Source organism: Cupriavidus oxalaticus (genome assembly GCF_038900635.1).
Lineage (GTDB): Bacteria > Pseudomonadota > Gammaproteobacteria > Burkholderiales > Burkholderiaceae > Cupriavidus > Cupriavidus oxalaticus_B.
This window is the reverse complement of record NZ_JAYMRX010000009.1, coordinates 63,057-80,067: the sequence shown is the minus strand read 5'-3', so window position 1 is coordinate 80,067 and position 17,011 is coordinate 63,057. Positions and strand designations below refer to the sequence as shown.

The window sequence follows — 17,011 nt, the reverse complement described above, 5'->3', positions numbered from 1 at the left end:
TTACTGCTGCTGCTGCTGCTGCTGCTGGCGGCGCTGGCCTTCTGCAACCGGGGCACTGGCGCCGCCTTCACGATGGCGGCGCTGTTCCGCCGCCACGCCGGATGCACCGCTAGCCGCCGCGCCACTGGCATCGCCGCGCGGCGCGCTGGCACCGCCCCAGCCCGCGCCATCGCGGTTGCGCCGGCCGCGCCCGCGCGGCTGGCTGGCCGGCACCGTCGCCGCGGCACGCGCGGCCGGATCGACCGCTTCCACCGTCATGCCTTCCTTGAGCCGGTCGGCGCCATCGACCACCACGCGCTGGCCGGGCTCCAGGCCCTTTAGCACCGCATTGCGGCTGCCATCGCCAGGCCCGAGGGTGATCACCTGCACCTTGACCTTGCTTGCGTCGTCGACGGTGTAGACAAAGGTGCCCTGCTGGCCGCGCTGGATCGCCGCCACCGGGATCACGGTGGCGTCCTTGAGCGTGTCCACGCGCGTACGCACGTTGACGAACTGGTTCGGGAACAGCATGCCGTCTTCATTGGGGAAGACCGCCTTGAGCTTGACGGTGCCGGTGGTGGTGTCGATCTGGTTGTCGGTGGTCAGCAGCTCGCCTTCGCCCAGCTGGTTGCGCACCTGGCGGTCCCACGCCTGCACCGGCAGCTTTTCGCCGGCGTTGAGCTTCCTCAGCACCGACGGCAGGTTGTCCTCGGGGATGGTGTACATCACGGCGATCGGCTGGATCTGCGTGATCAGCGCGATGCCGTTGGTGTCGCTGGTGTTGACGATATTGCCCGGATCGACCTGGCGCAGGCCGATGCGGCCGGACACCGGCGCCACGATCCTGGTATAGCCCAGCTGCAGGCGGGCGTTGGCGACGTTGCCCTGGTCGGTCTTGACCACGCCTTCGTACTGGCGCACCAGCGCGTCCTGGGTATCGACCTGCTGCTTGGAGATCGAATCCTGTCCCAGCAAGGTGCGGTAGCGCTGCTGGTCCAGCCTGGCGTTCTGCAGCAGCGCCTGGTCGCGCGCCAGCTGGCCCACGGCCTGGTCGAGCGCGGCCTGGAACGGGCGCGGGTCGATCTCGGCAAGCACGTCGCCGGCCTTGACCATCTGTCCTTCCTTGAACAGCACCTTCAACAGCGGGCCGGAAACCTGCGCGCGCACGGTCACGTTCGAGACCGGAGTCACGTTGCCCAGCCCGTTGAGCACCACGTCCATGTCGCGCTGGGCCACGGTGGCCACCACCACCGGCGAGCGCGGCATGCCGGCGCGCCCGCCCGGGCCGCCGGGACCGCCAGGCCCTCCTGCAGCGGGTCCGCTGGCGCCGCCGGGGCCGCCTGCGGTGCCCTTGGTGGCATCGCCGCGGTGCGCATACCAGTACCAGCCGCCCCCGGCCAGCAGCAGCACCAGCAGGCCGGCATACAGCCGGCGCCGGTTCCTGCGCGGTGGAGTGCCGCCGGGCGGCAGGGGCGGTCGGGAAGACGAAGACGGGGAAGGGTTAGGTTGGCCTTGTTCGGGGTTGGACATGTCCGCAATCCTGGGTACGGCGCGCCCGGCGCGCCGCGGTGTTCTGCCGGCAAGTGCTGCCGGCAAGTGACGATGCAGCACAGCAGTATGCCGCAACGCAAAGGGCGCCGGCCGGCCGCGGGGGCGGGGCGCCCAGGGGCCGCCGGCGTGCCGGCAAGTGCCGTGCGGCGCGCATGGGGCGGCGCCGACGGCAAGTCATGCGGCAAGGATAATGTGCGGGCGTGGCCGCCCGTATTTCGGCGCCCGGCGCTTTTATTACAGAGGATTACCAGCGCCCCAGGTGTAACCTCCGGAAACAAAACCGGCCGGCCGATCCGGCATGTGCGCCGCCCGGGCTGACTATCATGTGCCTATGCGAACGAACCAGCCTACCCAGATCCTCGTCGTCGACGACGATCCCGAACTCCGCGACCTGCTGCGCGAGTACCTGACCCAGCAGGGCTTTGCCGTCTCGGTGCTGCATGACGGCGACGGCCTGCAGGCGCGCCTGGAGCGCGAACGGCCGGCGCTGATCGTGCTCGACCTGATGATGCCCAAGGTCGACGGCCTGACCGCGCTGCGCAACCTGCGCGCCAAGAACGACGACATCCCCGTGATCCTGCTCACTGCCCGCAGCGACGAGATCGACCGCATCGTCGGCCTGGAGATCGGCGCCGACGACTACCTCGGCAAGCCCTTCTCGCCGCGCGAGCTGCTGGCGCGCATCAATGCCGTGCTGCGCCGCAAGCTGGCCCGCCCCGCCGCGGCGCCCGAGGACCGCGAATCGGTCGCGTTCGGCCCGTTCCGCGTCAATTTCCGCCAGCGCACGCTGATCCGCGCCGGCCAGCCGCTGTCGATCAGCGATACCGAATTCGCGCTGCTCAAGCTGCTGCTGATGCATCCGCTTGAAGTGCTGTCGCGCGAGCGCATCGTCGAGCTGATGTACGGCAGCGCCAGCGGCATCAGCGACCGCGGCATCGACGTGCAGATCTGGCGCCTGCGCCGCCTGCTGGACGAAGACGCGCAGCGCCCGCGCTATATCCAGACCGTGCGCGGCCGCGGCTACACCTTCGTGCCCGACGAAGCGGAAGAGATTCCCGCCGAGCTTTCCGATTAAAGCCCGCGGCGGCCAGCCGTTTTACCGCCTGACGTGCCGCCGCGTGCCACCCGACCCTCATTCCCGATGAAGTTGCGACGTATCGATACCCTGTTCGGCCGTATTGCCTTGCTGATCGCGGCCGTGCTCGTGATCAGCCACTTCTCGTGGCTGGCCATCCTGCGCATGGACCGGCGCCAGCAGCAGGTCGACTATTCCGTGGAGCAGATGCTGTTCCAGCTCGACAGCATCGAGCGCGCGCTCGATGCGCGCCCGCCGGCGAAGCTGCCCAGCCTGGTGGAGACCGCCGATACCACCAGCGCCGACGAGCATGCCACCGCGCCCAAGGGCGGCCGCTCGCGCCGCCTGGTCGAACAGTTCATCTCGCGGCTGCCGCAGGGCACCGAGATCCGGCTCGAGGACGAGACCACGCCGCGCATCTGGATCAAGCTGCCGAGCCGCGACGACTGGATCGCCATGCCGATCCTCTGGGTCCACAACCCGCCGCCCGACAACCGGCTGGTGCCGGGCGTGATGCTGGTGGTGGGCGTGGCGATCGTGTTCGCGCTGCTGATCGCATGGCAGCTGCAGCGGCCGGTGCGGGACATGGCCAACGCGGCCGAACTGCTGTCGCGCCAGCGCGAGGTGCCGCCTTTGCGCGAGCGCGGGCCGCATGAATTGCGCCAGCTGATCGAGCGCTTCAACCGCATGGTGGCTGACCTGGCGCGCATCGACCAGGAGCGGAATACGATGCTGGCGGGCATCGCGCATGACCTGAAGACGCCGCTGGCGCGGCTGCGGCTGCGCGCTGAGATGATGTCCGATCCCAAGGCCGCGGCGGGGGTCACGCGTGATGTGGATTCGATGCAGGCGATCGTCGAGCAGTTCCTGAGTTTTGCGCAGACCAGTGAGTCGACGGCGCGGCCCGTGCCCGTGGACCGGCGGGTCAACGAGCTGGCGGCTTCGCTGGCCGAGCAGGAGCGGCAGGTGGTGTTGTCGCTGGGCGCGGGCGACGGGTTCCGGATGATTGCCACGCAGTTGGACCGGATCATCGGCAACCTCGTTGACAACGCTTATGCCTATGGCAAGCCGCCGGTGTGCATCGCCACGACGCGGACGGCCGATGGCTATTTGCTGGTGGTGGAAGACCAGGGGGCGGGGATTCCCGAAGAGGACAAGGAACGGGTGACGTTGCCGTTCGTGCGGCTGGACCCGGCGCGTGGGGGCAATGCGCATTCCGGGCTGGGGCTGGCGATCGTGGATCGGCTGGTGCGGCAGGCTGGGGGCAAGCTCAACCTGGTCAATGCCGATGGGGGTGGATTCAGGGTCGAGATGGCGTTTGGGGTGGTGGCATGAGGTTTGATATGGCTGGGGTTTGTGCTGCGGCTGGGCAAGCCGCAGCAAGATAGACTCAATCCTCCGCCACGAATCCCGTAGCCTCAACAATCGGCTTCCAGGCAGCCCGCTCTACCTGGATCCTGCGCTTTGCCTCCTGCCCAGGCCGTGCCACCACCTCAAGCCCCAGCGCCTCCAGCCTGGCCGCCGTAGCGGCATTCCCCGAAGCCGCAATAAACATCTTCTCAACCTTGGCAACCACGTCGGGCTGCGTGCCCGCCGGCACGAACACCCCATACCAGCTGGTCGCATACTCGTACTGGCTGAAGCCTTGCTCCTTCATGGTAGGCACTTCCGGCAATGCCTTGGCCCGCCGTGTCCCGCTGACGCCGAGGAACTGCAACTTGCCCCCCTTGTACAGCGGCATCATGCTGGCAACGGCATCCCACCCGATCGACACATTGCCGCTGACCACGTCGACCAGCATCGGCGCCGCGCCGCGATAGGCGGCCGGCGTGATGGCGATGCCTGCTGCCTTGCCGAGCGCCACAGTACCGAGGTGTCCGGCGCTGCCGATGGTCGCCAGGCCCAGGCTCGCGCCCGAAGGGTTTCGCTTCGCCCACTCCAGGTATTCCTTCATGTTCCGGTAGGGCTGTTGCACTCCGGCGGCCACCACGGTCGGCACGTCGGTCAGCACCGCCGCCGGCACCAGGTCCTTGTCGGCGTCGTAGCCGAGCTTCTTGTACGTCAGCGGAAAGATCGTGAACAGCGGCGATGGCCCGATGAACACCGTCTTGCCGTCCGGCCTGGACCGCTTCACGTAGTCCAGCGCCAGCCGTGCCGACGCACCCGGCCGGTTCTCGACCACCACGGTGCCGTGGCCGTCCTGGCGCAGTTGCTCGGCGTACAGGCGCGCCAGGCTGTCGGCGGCGCCGCCCGGGGCGTAGCAGACGATGATGTGCATCGGTTCGGCATCGGCTGCACGGGCCGCGCCCGCGACGGCAATAGCGGCTGCGGCAGCCGCGGTGGTCAGTGCGGCCAGCAGGCCGCGTGCGAAACGGGAGTCAGCAGTCATGGCGTTCGGGATGCGTTGAGTTTGGCGGCGCGGGACAGGGGTATTCATGGCAGCGTGGGCCAGCGGCCGCGGAAGTCGTGCGTGGACTCGAACAGCGCTGCGGCATGCAGCAGGCCAGCGTCGTGCCGGAACCGGCCTACCAGTTGCAGGCCGATGGGCAGGCCATCCTTGCCAAAGCCGCAGGGCAGACTGATCGCCGGATGGCCGGTCATGTTGAACGGCATGGTCCACGGAAACCAGTACGCGCGCACATTGTCGTAATGCCGGCCGTCGATCTCGACCTGGCCGAACAGGTCCTGGTCGAGCGGCAGGGCCGTGCGCGTGAGCGTGGGCATCGCCAGCAGTTCGGCATCCGCCAGCAGGTCTTGCACGCGCAGGAACAGCTTCGAGCGCTCGAACATGGCCTGCTGGTATTCCATGCCGGTCACGTGCGCGGCGGATTCCACCTGCCGCACAAAGGTTGCGCTGAGGGCCTCGCGATGCTGGGCCACGATCGGCGCGAAGCGGGTGCGCCAGACCGTATGGTTGATGGCGCGCCAGATCGGCTCGACTTCGAAGCCGTCGCCGGAAAACGGCTCCAGCACGGCGCCCAGTTCGCGCAGACGCTCCAGGCTAGCCTCGAACGCTGCGGTGACATCGGTGGCCACCGCGCGGCCCGGCGGCGCCAGGCAATAGCGGATTCGCACGCCGCGCAGATCGCCATGCGGCTGCGCGGCTGCCACATAATCGGGGGCCGGCACGCCCAGCGACCAGGGGTCGCAAGGATGCTCGCCGCCCATCGCCTGCATCATCAGCGCCGTATCCATCACCGTGCGCGTGGTCGGCGTGACATAGGTCTGGTTGCCGAACAGGTCCTGCGCCTGGCTGTGCGGGATCACGCCCTGGCTCTGCTTGATGCCGACCACGCCGTTGCAGGCCGCCGGGATGCGGGTCGAGCCGCCGCCATCGGTCGCCACCGCCAGCGGTGCGATGCCACTCGCGACTGCCACCGCGGCGCCGCCGCTGGAGCCGCCGCTGGTGCGCTGCGCATGCCAGGCATTGCACGTGCGGCCAAACAGCGGCGAATCGGTCAGGCACTTGGAGCCGAACTCCGGCGTGGTGGTCTTGCCGACGAGGATTGCTCCCTGTGCGCGTAGCCGGGCCACCGCGACAGCGTCTTCGCCCGGCACATTGTCGCGCATCGGTACGGCGCCAAAGGTCGTGCGCACGCCGCGCGTGTTGACGATGTCCTTGACGGTGAAAGGGATGCCATGCAGCGGACCGAGCGGGCGGCCGGCCATCACGTCCTGCTCGGCGGTGCGGGCGGCGGCCATGGCCTCGTCGGCGCATAGCGTGATGAAGCAGTTCAGCTCGGGCTGCAGCCGTGCGGCACGGGCCAGCACGGCGTCCATCAGTTCGACGGGGGAGATGTCCTTGCGTCGGACGCGGGCCTGCAGTTCAGCAGCGGAAAGAAGGCAAAGCGCTTCGCTCATCGGCGTGCGTCTCCTGGCACGGGCCGGTACGTAGCCGGCCACGATGGGACGGCGGCGGACAGGCCCGCCGCCGCGGATCAGCGGGAAAGACCCGCCATGGCAGGGCCCGGCCGCAAAGCGCGCGCGCCGGACGCCGGCGCTGGCAGTGTAACCCGCTCAGACCTTCTTTTTGTCCCCGATCCGGCTTTCCTTGCCGGCCAACAGCTTGGCAATGTTCTGCCGATGCCGCGCGATCAGCAGCACGCTGATCGCGAAGATCGCGCCAGTCATCACATCCATGCCATTCATCAGCACATAAAAGAACGGCGCGAAGATCGCAGACACCAGCGCCGCCAGCGACGAATAGCGGAAGAAGAACGCAATGATCAGCCAGGTGGCCAGCGTGCCCAGGCCCAGGATCGGGTCGATCGCCAGCAGGATACCGGCCGCCGTGGCCACGCCCTTGCCGCCGGCAAAGCGGTGGTACACCGGGAACAGGTGGCCGAGGAATACTGCCAGCGCCACCATGGCCAGGCCGGTTTCATTCAATCCGTAGGCCGGGCCGAAGCGCGCCGCCAGCCACACCGCCAGCCAGCCCTTCAGCGCATCGCCGATCAGCGTCAGGATCGCGGCCTTCTTGTTGCCGGTGCGCAGCACGTTGGTCGCCCCCGGGTTGCCCGAGCCGTACGAGTGCGGATCCGGCAGCCCCATCAGCTTGCTGACGACGACAGCAAAGGAAATCGAGCCGATCAGGTAGGCGGCGAGGGCGAATAGCAGGTTGGCCATGTGCAGTGGGGTGTTTTCAAGCTGGCGGGATTGTAGCGCGGCGGCGCCTTCACCACGTCCGTGACTTCCCGGATTGGCATGGGCGGCGGCTATGCGCGTGGCGCCAGGTGGCGGCTGCGGCGCCTGGCCGGTGCCTCAATCAGGCAGCGCGCATTGGACCGGTTGTGCATCGACCAGTCCCCGCAGCAGCTTCGGGTCCAGGCTGACGAGGTAGCCGCGGCGCCCGCCGTTGATGTAGATGCGCTCCAGCTCCAGCACCGTGGCCTCCACATACACCGGCATGCGCTTGCGCGTGCCGAACGGCGAGGTGCCGCCGACCATGTAGCCGCTGTGGCGCTGCGCCACTTCCGGCTTGCACGGCTGCACGCTCTTGCGTCCGGTCTGGCGCGCCAGGTTCTTGGTCGAGACCGAGCAGTCGCCGTGCATCAGCACCACCAGCGGCTGCGCGCGCTCGTCTTCCATGATCAGGGTCTTGACCACGCCGTGTTCGGGAACGCCGAGCTGGCGCGCCGATTCGCCGGTGCCGCCATGCTCGACGTATTCATAGGGGTGTTCGCCGAAGGCCACGCCTTGCTTGCGCAGGAACTGGGTGGCAGGGGTTTCGGAGACGTGCTTGTTCTTGCTCATGACGATGGTGCCGCTCGGTGTCGCTGTCGCCAGGTTTCCCTCACCCGCGCGGATGGTGCTGCTGGTGCAGCTCGCGCAGGCGCTCGCGCGCGACGTGGGTGTAGATCTGCGTGGTGGAGATATCGGCATGGCCGAGCAGCAGCTGCACCACGCGCAGGTCGGCGCCGTGGTTGAGCAGGTGCGTGGCAAAGGCGTGCCGCAGCGTGTGCGGCGACAGCGGCGCGTGCACGCCGGCCTCGCGCGCGTGGCGCTTGATCAGGTGCCAGAACGCCTGCCGCGTCATGCCTTCGCCGCGCTGCGTGACGAACAGCGCGTCGCAGGCGCGCCCGGCCAGCAGTGCGGGGCGCGCGCTGGCGAGGTAGCTGCGCAGCCAGTCGGCGGCCTGCTGGCCGAACGGGACCAGCCGCTCCTTGTCGCCCTTGCCGCCGACCACGCGCGCCACGCCCTCGTTCAGGCCGATCTCGATGGTCTTCATCTGCGTCAGCTCGGACACGCGCAGGCCGCTGGCGTACATCAGCTCGAGCATGGTGCGGTCGCGCAGGCCCAGCGGCGTGCCAGTGTCGGGCGCTTCGAGCAGCGCATCGACCTGCGCCTCGCTCAGTGTCTTGGGGTAGCGCGGCGGCTGCTTGGCGGGGCGCAGCAGCAGGCAGGGATCGGCTTCGACGATGTGCTCGCGCAGCGCCCACTGGTAGAAGCGCCGGAACACCGCCAGCCGGCGGTTGGCCGACGACGCGCGCGTCTGCGTGTGGCGTGCGTTGAAGTAGGCCGACAGCACGTTGTCGTCCACGCCCGGCAGTTCGCCACGGCCTTCGTGGCGCAGCCAGCGCGCCAGCAGGGTCAGGTCGCGCCGGTAGGCGTCGATGGTGTTCTGCGACAGGCCGTCTTCCAGCCACAGCGCATCGCAGAAGCGGCTGACCAGCGCCGCGTCGGCATCGCTCGCGGCCGCGGCGAGGTCTGGCGGCGTGTCCGCCGTTGCCGTGCGTGCCACGGGGCTCATATCAGCATGGCTCCTTCATGGCGCAGCAGCCAGCGTTTGACATCGAGGTGGAAACCATCTTCGGCATGATGGGAGAAACCGCCGATGCCGCGGGCCGAGACCACGCGATGGCAGGGAATCACGATCGGGAACGGGTTCTGGCCGCAGGCCTGGCCTACCGCGCGCGGCATCGCGCCGATGGCCTCGGCAATGGTGCCGTAGGTGGTGGTGGCGCCGCGCGGCACGGCGGCGATGGCCTGCCAGACGCGCTGCTGGAAATCGCTGCCGGCCGGTGCCAGTGGCAGGTCGAAGCGCGCGTCGGGGTTGGCGTAGTAGGCCTCGAGCTGCGCTTCGAGCCGGGCCACGACCTCTCGCGTCCGTACATCGGCCGGCGCGCGGGCTTCGACGTGCCCGGGCAGGTACACGATGGCCCGGATGCGCGTGCCGTCCGTGCGCACGCCGACCTTGCCGAACGGGGCAGGGAGGATGGCATCGAAAGTGGCGGGCATGGCGGTCTGACTGGGGCGAATGCTGGATTTTAGTGCTTTTTGCATCGGCAAGAAAAAAGCCGCCTTTGCAGGCGGCCTTGGTGGCGTGCGATGGCGACCAGTGCTGCAGCCGGATTACTGCTCCAGCTTGATGTTCTGCACCTTCACCAGGTTCTTCATCTTGTCGAACTCCTTCTTGATCTCGGCCGCGTGCTGCGCCGGCGTATTGCCCGACGGCTCGGCGCCGGCGGTGCGCAGGCGCTCCTGGAAGCCCTTGTCCTGCAGCGCCTTGACCGCGGCGTCGTTCAGCTTCTTGATGACGTCGTCAGGCGTGCCTGCAGGCGCCACCAGGCCGTACCAGGCCGGGTCGTTCGGCTCCTTCAGGCCCATTTCGCCGAAGGTCGGCACGTCCGGCAGCGAGTCCAGGCGCTTGTTCCAGGCCACCACCAGCGGGCGCAGCTTGCCGGCCTTGATGTAAGGCATCGACGACGGCAGGTTGTCCACCATGATCGGTACCTGGCCGGCCAGCACGTCGTTCAGCGCCGGGCCCGCGCCGCGGTACGGGATATGGACCATGAAGGTCTTGGTCGAGACCTTGAACTGCTCGCCCAGCATGTGGCCGAAGCCGCAGGTGCCCGACGACGCGTACGAATACTTGCCCGGATTGGCCTTCAGCACGGCCAGGAATTCTTTGTAGTCCTTGGCCGGGAAGTTGGGGTTCACCGCGATCACGTTGGCCACGTTGGCCAGGTTGGTGATGGGCTTGAAGTCCTTGATCGGGTCGTACGACAGCTTGGGGTTGCAGGCCGGGTTCACGGCCATGGTCGACACCGTCGAGATGCCGATGGTGTAGCCGTCCGGTGCCGCCTTGGCGATCGCGTCCGCCCCGATCGAGCCGCCCCCGCCGGCGCGGTTTTCCACGACCACCGGCTGGCCCAGGATGCGGCTCATCTGGTCGGCGGCGCCGCGGCCGACGATGTCGGTGGTGCCACCCGGTGCGAACGGAATGATCAGGCGGATCGGCTTGGTCGGAAAGCCCTGGGCGTGCGCCGTGGTGGCGGCCGCGGCCAGGGCCAGGGTCAGGGCGAATTTGCCAGCTTGCATGAGATCATGTCTCCGTCAGAAATCCGGGCAGGGTGCTGCCCGGAAGCAAAGAAACCGTCGCGGTGCCAGAGGCGAAGGCACGGCGGCGGCAGCGTAAAAGAAGGCAGCCCGAGGGCAGCCCGAGGGCAGCCTTGGTCAGCCGCCGAGCAGTCCGCGCTTGACGTCCTGGTCGACCGGACGGTCGCCCAGGAACACCCGCAGCACAGCCTGGTAGAAGTCTTCGCCGGGGATCGGACGGCCGCGCGGCGTGCCGTTGATGGCGACGACAGTGCCCGTCTGCGGGCTAAAGTCCAGGTTGATCACGTCGCCCTTGTGCGCGTTGCCGACCTCGCCCAGGGTGCGCTCGAACTGCACCATCCGCGCGGCCAGTCCCCGCACCTGCGCTTCGCTGTGGTTGTCGCGGATGCCCTGGCGGATGGCGCGGGCAAAGGCGGGCGGTTCGGCCTCGCGCAGCATGCGCAACTGTAGCCGCTTGGCGCCGGGCGTGCCGAGTACCACGGTCGCGTTGCGGGCCTTTTCCTGCAGGTACAGTGCGGCCACGTAGCCCTTGGTCAGGAAGCCCGCGCGCAGCCCGGTGCCGTTGAGCTGCAGTTCCCTGCCGCCCACGCGCGCGGCGTCATCGAAGCGGATCCCTTCCATCTCGACCGCGCGCGCCGGCATGGCAACGGCCGCGGTGGTGGCGCACAGCAGCATCACCAGCAGGGCGGCCGCGCGCGAGCGCAGGCCGCTGGGCAGGCTAGCAGGCAGGCCAGGGCGTGAACGGGAACGAAGGCGGGAGTCCGGGCCTGGCGGCGCGGAACGGATGCGGGACAACATGGCGGCAGGGCGTACAACTTGGCATGCCATGCTGACCTAAATCTGGAAAAATACCTATCCGTATCTGCCCTAGTCTGCACATTCCCGCGCGCCGGCCGTTATTTCCGTCCCCCATGCGGCCGGGATCGCGACCGTAACCCAGGCAGCTACCGCGCCGTGCCCTCGCCATTACAACAACGACAATGTCTTCTGCTCTCCTGCTGGTGCCTGACTTCAGCCTGATCCTGATCGGCTGGCTGCTGGTGCGCTATACCCCGTTCGACCGCCCCTTCTGGGGCGGAGTGGAGCGGCTGGTCTACTTTGTGCTGTTCCCGGCGCTGCTGCTGCAGTCGACCAATGCCGCGGTGTTCGATTTTTCCTCGACCTCGGCGATGCTGGGCCTGGCGCTGCTGGCGATGGCCGTCGGCATGGCAGGCGGCTACGCCGTCAAGTGGGTGCTGAAGCCCGATGCGCTGAGCTTTGCCTCGGGCCTGCAGACCGCTTTTCGCTTCAACTCCTATATCGGCCTGGCGCTGGCGTCGCGCCTGGGCGGCAGCGAGGGGCTCGCGCTGATGGCGGTGATCGTCGGCTGCACCGTGCCGCTGTGCAACGTGGCGGCGGTATGGGCACTGGCCCGGCATGGCGAGACCGCGCTGTGGAAAGAACTGGCGCGCAACCCGCTGATACTGGCCACCGCCGGCGGCCTCGTGACCAACCTGCTGGGCCTGCACCCGCCCGAGGTGGTGGCGATGACGCTGAACCGGCTGGGCTCGGCCTCGACCGCGCTGGGACTGATGACGGTGGGCGCCGGGCTGCAGATGAGCGGGGCGACCGGCACGGTGGGGCCGGTCGCCTGGTGGACCGGGGTCAAGCTGCTGGCGATGCCGTGCGTGGCGTGGCTGGCGGGCCGGTACCTGCCGCTGACCACGTTGCAGTACCAGATCGTGGTGCTGTATGCCTCGCTGCCGACGGCGTCGAGCGCCTATATCCTGGCGGTGCGCATGGGCGGAAACGGGCCGATGGTGGCGGCCACGATCTCGGTGATGACGGTAGGTGCCATCGTTACCACGCCGCTGTGGCTGGCGCTGGTCAGCTAGGGGTCAGCCAGATGGTCAGCCAGGTCCGGTCGTCCGGATCCGGTCATCCGCTGCGTGCCGGCTCGCCTTGCGCGAGCGCCCAGTCGATATGCTCTTGCACCAGCGGTGAAGCGGACTCGCGCCGCGCCTGCAACGCCTCGCGGATGCGCGCGGCGAGGGCGGCGTCTTCCGCGCCGGTGCCGGAAAGCGCCGCGCGCAGGCTGTTGCCCAGCCCGACGGCCAGGTTGCGCAGCCAGCGCTCATGGCCGATGCGGCGGATCGGGCTGCCCTCCAGACGCTGGTTGAACTCGTCTTCGGTCCACTGGAACAGCGCCACCATGTCGGGCGCGTCCAGGCCATTGCGCACGTCGAAATCCGGCACGCTGGCCACGTGCGCGAACTTGTTCCACGGGCAGGCCAGCTGGCAGTCGTCGCAGCCGTAGACGCGGTTGCCCATCGGCGCGCGGAATTCGACCGGGATCGAGCCCTTGTGCTCGATGGTCAGGTAGGAGATGCAGCGGCGCGCGTCGAGCCGGTAGGGCGCGACGATGGCGCGCGTGGGGCAGATGTCGAGGCAGCGGTGGCAATTGCCGCAGTGGTCCCGTTCGGGCGCATCGGCCGGCAGCGGGATATCGACCAGGATCTCGCCCAGGAAGAACATCGAGCCGCCGTCGCGGTCGAGCAGCAGCGTATGCTTGCCGCGCCAGCCGAGTCCGCCCTGGCTGGCCAGCGCCACTTCCATCACCGGCGCGGAATCGGTAAAGACACGGTAGCCGAACTTGCCGATTTCGGCCTCGATCCGGCTGGCGAGCTGCTGGAGACGGCTGCGCAGGACCTTGTGATAGTCGCGGCCGCGCGCGTACAGCGACACCACCGCCGTGGCCGGATCGCCCAGCCGCGCCAGTTCGCGCCGGCGCCAGTCGGGTGCGCCCGGCGGGGTCTCGGTGGCGGGGACATAGGGCATGCGCGCCACGATGGCGCGTACCGTGCCCGGCACCAGTTCGGCCGGACGGGCGCGCCGCAAGCCGTGGTTCGCCATATAATCCATGTCGCCGTGGTAACCCTGCTCCAGCCATGCCAGAAGCCCCGGCTCGGCGTGGCCAAGATCGACGTCGGCGATGCGCACCGACGCAAAACCCAGCGCCGCGCCCCAGGCGCGGATGGACTCCGCAAGCGCCGCCAGCTCCCCCGGGCCGGCCTGGCCGGATTGCCCTGGAGCGTTTGCGGGAACACTGTGCGCGCCTGGCGCGCTGGCCGGCGGCTTGACTGCTGGGTCGATCATCCCTGAATTGTACGCAATGCCCTTGCTCGAAGAACGCACCCTGACGCTGCCCGACGAAGCCGCCACCGCGCGCCTGGGCGCCGCGCTGGCCGGCACGGTGCAGGCCATGCCGCCGCGCGCGGTGCATGTGCAGCTCTCCGGCGACCTCGGCGCCGGCAAGACCACGCTGTCGCGCGCGGTGCTGCGCGCCCTCGGCCACGCCGGCAAGGTCCGCAGCCCCACCTACACGCTGTGCGAGCCTTACGAGGTGGCGCGCGCCGACGGCTCGCCGCTGACCGTCTACCACTTCGACCTGTACCGCTTCGCCGATCCGGAGGAGTGGATCGACGCCGGTTTCCGCGACTGTTTCGCCGAACCGGCCTTCAACCTGGTCGAATGGCCGGAAAAGGCGGGCCGCCTGCTGGGGGAACCCGACCTGCATGTGTTGCTCCAATCGGACACGGCACCGCCGGCCGAAAGCGAAAGCGATGCCGGCGAGCGGCGCATCGCGACCTTGCGCGCCTATACTCACACTGGACTTTCCCTGCTGAACGCATGCTGATCAAGCGACTTGCCACCGACCGCCCCGATGGACCCGACGGCCTGCTGCAGGCGCGCCGCAAATGGATGGCGCAGGCGCTGAAGCTGGGCGCGGGCACCGCCGTGCTGACGCTCGCCGGCCCGCAGATCGCGTTCGGCGCCGGCATCGTCGCGGTGCGCGTATGGCCGGCCGAGGACTACACCCGCGTCACCATCGAATCCGACGCGCCGCTGTCCGCGGTGCACCAGATGATTCGCGATCCGGACAGGCTGGTGGTGGACATCGATGGCCTGGACCTGTCGCCCACGCTGCGCGAGCTGGTGGCCAAGATCACCCCCAACGACCCGTATATCCAGACCGTGCGCGTCGGCCAGAACCGCCCGCGCGTGGTGCGGATGGTGTTCGACCTGAAGGAGAACGTGGCGCCGCAGGTGTTCACGCTGCTGCCGATCGGCAGCTACCGCAACCGGCTGGTGTTCGACCTGTACCCGGTCAACCCGCCCGACCCGCTGTGGAAACTGGTGCGCGACACCGAGGACAAGCAGCGCCGCTTCGCCACCATGGACCCGGCCCCGGGTCCGGACAGCATCGCCGGCGCCCCGGCCGGTGCCGAGGAAGATGCCATCGGCGCGCTGGTGCGCAAGTTCGACGAGAAGGGCGAAGTGCCGGCCACCACCGCGCCGCCGCCGCCGGTGGTCGCCGCCCGGCCCAAGCCGTCGGCGCCGGTGGTGCCGAAGCCCGATGCGCCCGTGGTGCCGCCCGTCGCGCGCGACAACCCGACTGCCGAGCGCCCGTTCAAGATGCGCCGCCTGCTGACGGTGGCCCTCGATCCCGGCCACGGCGGCGAAGACCCCGGCGCGATCGGCGCCGCTGGTTCGCGCGAGAAGGACGTGGTGCTGCAGATCGCGCACCGGTTGCGCGCCAAGATCGACGCCCAGCCCAATATGCGCGCGATGATGACGCGCGATGCGGATTTCTTCGTGCCGCTGAACGTGCGCGTGCAGAAAGCGCGCCGGGTGCAGGCCGACCTGTTCGTGTCGATTCACGCCGATGCCTTCCTGTCGCCGGAAGCCAATGGTGCTTCGGTGTTTGCGCTGTCCGAGCGCGGCGCTTCCAGTACCGCGGCGCGCTGGCTGGCCAACAAGGAAAACGCTTCCGACCTGATCGGCGGCGCCAACATGGGCAACAAGGATGCGCAGGTCGCGCGCGTGCTGCTGGACCTGTCCACCACCGCGCAGATCAACGACAGCCTGCAGGTCGGCAAGTCCGTGCTGGGCGAGATCGGCGGCATCAACCGGCTGCACAAGGGTAGTGTGGAGCAGGCCGGGTTTGCGGTGCTGAAGGCGCCGGACATCCCATCGATCCTGATCGAGACCGCGTTTATCAGCAACCCGGCGGAGGAGCGCAAGCTCAACGACAGCGCGCACCAGGAACAGCTGGCGAATGCCATCCTGCGCGGGATCAAGGCGTACTTCGCGAAGAATCCGCCGCTGTCGAAGAACCCGTCGGTCTGACCTTGGCGCCGCCACGGCGGACGCTCAGCTCTCGCCGAATTCCTTCTCGCTGCGTGGCGCATCAGGGCATTGCCGGTCCAGCGATTCGCGGTACTTCACGCAGCCGCGCATAAACTGGGGCCACGCCGGAACCGTCGGGACCTGGTCGCCCGGCTCGGGCAGCAATGCCCACAGAGCCGGATGGTGCCAGCACAGGTCGTGACCCGAAGCATCGCGATGGCGGCGTATGCCCGCGCGCAGTGCCTTCAATTCTTCGATCAGCCGCTCGCGGCTCATCGTATCGAGGTCGTCGTCCATATCCACTCCTCAACCCTCGGGGGTTGCCCGCCATGCAGCGGGCCGGCGCGACGACGGATGGCGCGGATCAGGCGCGCGCCGCGGCGCGGTCCTCCAGCAGCGCATCGCGGTTGGCATAGCGCGAGGCAATCACCGAGCAGACGATCAGCTGCAACTGGTGGTAGACCATCAGCGGCAGCACCAGCAGCCCCAGCGCGGGGTGGCCGGCAAACAGGATCTTGGCCATCGGGATGCCGTTGGCCAGGCTCTTCTTCGAGCCGCAGAACACCGCGGTGATTTCGTCCTCGACCGAGAAACCCATCCGGCGGGCGGTCAGCGTGGTGAAGCCCAGCACCACGAACAGCAGCACCGCGGCAATCAGCATCACCGCGCCGATGGTCTGCCACTCGTACTGGTGCCACACGCCTGCTGCAGTCGCATCGCAGAACGACGAATAGACGATCAGCACGATCACGCCGCGGTCGATCTTGGTGGTGATCTGCTTCTTCTTCGCCAGCCAGTTGCCGATCAGCGGACGCAGCAGCTGGCCCAGCGCGAACGGCAGCAGCAGCTGCAGCGCCACGCCGGTGAGCGCCTTGCCCAGCGGCATCGAGGCGCCGCTGGCGCTGATCACCAGCCCCATCAGCAGCGGCGTGACCAGCATGCCGATCAGGCCCGAGATGGTGGCATTGAAGATCGCGCCGGACACGTTGCCGCGTGCCATCGAGGTCATCGCCACCGACGACGACACCGTCGAAGGCAGCGCGCACAGGAAGAACACGCCCAGCAGCAGGTCAGCCGGCAGCGTGTTGTGCAGGGCCAGCATCAGCAGCGCGCCGACCACCGGGAAGACCACATAGGTGAACGACTGCACGAACGCATGCAGGCGCCAGTTCTTGGCGCCCGCCACCAGCTTGTCGCGCGACAGTGCCGCGCCATGCAGGAAGAAGACCAGTGCCACGCCCACGCTGGTGACCACGCCCAGGTGCAGCGGGCCCTTGCCGGCGCCGATTTCCGGGGCCGCCAGCGCGATGGCGATGGCAGTCAGCATGATGAGGACAAAGCCGTCGATCAGGTCATAGAGTTTCTTGAGCTTGGCAAAAAGGCGAGACATGACTGCGG

Annotated in this window: 17 protein-coding genes; 5 read left to right on the top strand and 12 right to left on the bottom strand. The window is 68.5% G+C overall.

All coding sequences use genetic code 11. From position 1 onward, the window contains the following. Complete coding sequence (locus tag VSR71_RS16495) at positions 1-1,509, bottom strand: MdtA/MuxA family multidrug efflux RND transporter periplasmic adaptor subunit (protein WP_342914929.1); 1,509 nt, start codon at positions 1,507-1,509, stop codon at positions 1-3. A 352-nt stretch (positions 1,510-1,861) separates the two neighbouring features. Here VSR71_RS16495 and VSR71_RS16490 point away from each other — a divergent pair, with 352 nt between their 5' ends. Beyond that, positions 1,862-2,605, top strand: a complete 744-nt coding sequence (locus tag VSR71_RS16490; RefSeq protein ID WP_342914928.1) for a response regulator — start codon at positions 1,862-1,864, stop codon at positions 2,603-2,605. A gap of 66 nt (positions 2,606-2,671) precedes the next feature. Then, the gene (locus VSR71_RS16485; protein WP_342914927.1) at positions 2,672-3,940 is read left to right on the top strand and encodes an ATP-binding protein; all 1,269 of its coding nucleotides are present in this window, start codon (positions 2,672-2,674) and stop codon (positions 3,938-3,940) included. A gap of 55 nt (positions 3,941-3,995) precedes the next feature. Here VSR71_RS16485 and VSR71_RS16480 read toward each other — a convergent pair whose 3' ends face one another. The 8 genes from VSR71_RS16480 to VSR71_RS16445 all read right to left on the bottom strand — a co-directional run bounded on the left by VSR71_RS16480 (position 3,996) and on the right by VSR71_RS16445 (position 11,119). After that, entirely contained in the window at positions 3,996-4,994 is a 999-nt protein-coding gene (locus VSR71_RS16480; protein WP_342914926.1) for a tripartite tricarboxylate transporter substrate-binding protein, read from the bottom strand. A 44-nt stretch (positions 4,995-5,038) separates the two neighbouring features. Then, on the bottom strand, positions 5,039-6,466 hold the full coding sequence (locus VSR71_RS16475; protein ID WP_342914925.1) for an amidase: 1,428 nt from the start codon (positions 6,464-6,466) through the stop codon (positions 5,039-5,041). 156 nt (positions 6,467-6,622) lie between these two features. Continuing rightward, positions 6,623-7,231 carry a glycerol-3-phosphate 1-O-acyltransferase PlsY gene (plsY, locus tag VSR71_RS16470; protein WP_342914924.1) on the bottom strand — a complete coding sequence of 203 codons (609 nt, stop codon included), beginning with the start codon at positions 7,229-7,231 and terminating at the stop codon, positions 6,623-6,625. 135 nt (positions 7,232-7,366) lie between these two features. Next, positions 7,367-7,858 carry an aminoacyl-tRNA deacylase gene (locus VSR71_RS16465; RefSeq protein WP_342914923.1) on the bottom strand — a complete coding sequence of 164 codons (492 nt, stop codon included), beginning with the start codon at positions 7,856-7,858 and terminating at the stop codon, positions 7,367-7,369. 40 nt (positions 7,859-7,898) lie between these two features. Beyond that, positions 7,899-8,855: a site-specific tyrosine recombinase XerD gene (xerD, locus tag VSR71_RS16460; protein WP_342914922.1), complete on the bottom strand. Its 957-nt coding sequence runs from the start codon at positions 8,853-8,855 to the stop codon at positions 7,899-7,901. Beyond that, complete coding sequence (locus VSR71_RS16455; protein ID WP_342914921.1) at positions 8,852-9,343, bottom strand: methylated-DNA--[protein]-cysteine S-methyltransferase; 492 nt, start codon at positions 9,341-9,343, stop codon at positions 8,852-8,854. The genes xerD and VSR71_RS16455 overlap by 4 nt, the downstream gene beginning before the upstream one ends. Positions 9,344-9,457: 114 nt before the next feature. Next, a complete protein-coding gene (locus VSR71_RS16450) occupies positions 9,458-10,426 on the bottom strand; it encodes a tripartite tricarboxylate transporter substrate binding protein BugE (protein WP_342914920.1) in 969 nt (322 codons plus the stop codon). A 135-nt stretch (positions 10,427-10,561) separates the two neighbouring features. Further along, positions 10,562-11,119: a chalcone isomerase family protein gene (locus VSR71_RS16445; protein WP_342915064.1), complete on the bottom strand. Its 558-nt coding sequence runs from the start codon at positions 11,117-11,119 to the stop codon at positions 10,562-10,564. A gap of 305 nt (positions 11,120-11,424) precedes the next feature. Here VSR71_RS16445 and VSR71_RS16440 point away from each other — a divergent pair, with 305 nt between their 5' ends. Then, positions 11,425-12,318, top strand: a complete 894-nt coding sequence (locus tag VSR71_RS16440; RefSeq protein ID WP_342914919.1) for an AEC family transporter — start codon at positions 11,425-11,427, stop codon at positions 12,316-12,318. A gap of 43 nt (positions 12,319-12,361) precedes the next feature. Here VSR71_RS16440 and queG read toward each other — a convergent pair whose 3' ends face one another. Next, positions 12,362-13,579 carry a tRNA epoxyqueuosine(34) reductase QueG gene (queG, locus tag VSR71_RS16435; protein ID WP_342914918.1) on the bottom strand — a complete coding sequence of 406 codons (1,218 nt, stop codon included), beginning with the start codon at positions 13,577-13,579 and terminating at the stop codon, positions 12,362-12,364. Positions 13,580-13,595: 16 nt separating this feature from the next. On the opposite strand from queG, the gene tsaE reads away from it, so the two are divergent. Together tsaE and VSR71_RS16425 are read left to right on the top strand one after the other, a co-directional pair. After that, positions 13,596-14,120, top strand: a complete 525-nt coding sequence (gene tsaE, locus VSR71_RS16430; protein WP_342914917.1) for a tRNA (adenosine(37)-N6)-threonylcarbamoyltransferase complex ATPase subunit type 1 TsaE — start codon at positions 13,596-13,598, stop codon at positions 14,118-14,120. After that, positions 14,114-15,613 carry an N-acetylmuramoyl-L-alanine amidase gene (locus tag VSR71_RS16425; protein WP_342914916.1) on the top strand — a complete coding sequence of 500 codons (1,500 nt, stop codon included), beginning with the start codon at positions 14,114-14,116 and terminating at the stop codon, positions 15,611-15,613. Before tsaE ends, VSR71_RS16425 begins: the two co-directional genes overlap by 7 nt. Before the next feature lie 24 nt (positions 15,614-15,637). On the opposite strand, the gene VSR71_RS16420 is transcribed toward VSR71_RS16425, so the two are convergent. Both VSR71_RS16420 and VSR71_RS16415 read right to left on the bottom strand, forming a co-directional pair. Continuing rightward, the gene (locus VSR71_RS16420; protein WP_342914915.1) at positions 15,638-15,910 is read right to left on the bottom strand and encodes a hypothetical protein; all 273 of its coding nucleotides are present in this window, start codon (positions 15,908-15,910) and stop codon (positions 15,638-15,640) included. Positions 15,911-15,977: 67 nt separating this feature from the next. Next, positions 15,978-17,003, bottom strand: coding sequence for a bile acid:sodium symporter family protein (locus VSR71_RS16415; protein WP_342914914.1), 1,026 nt, complete (start codon positions 17,001-17,003; stop codon positions 15,978-15,980). Between the last annotated feature and the right edge of the window lie 8 nt (positions 17,004-17,011).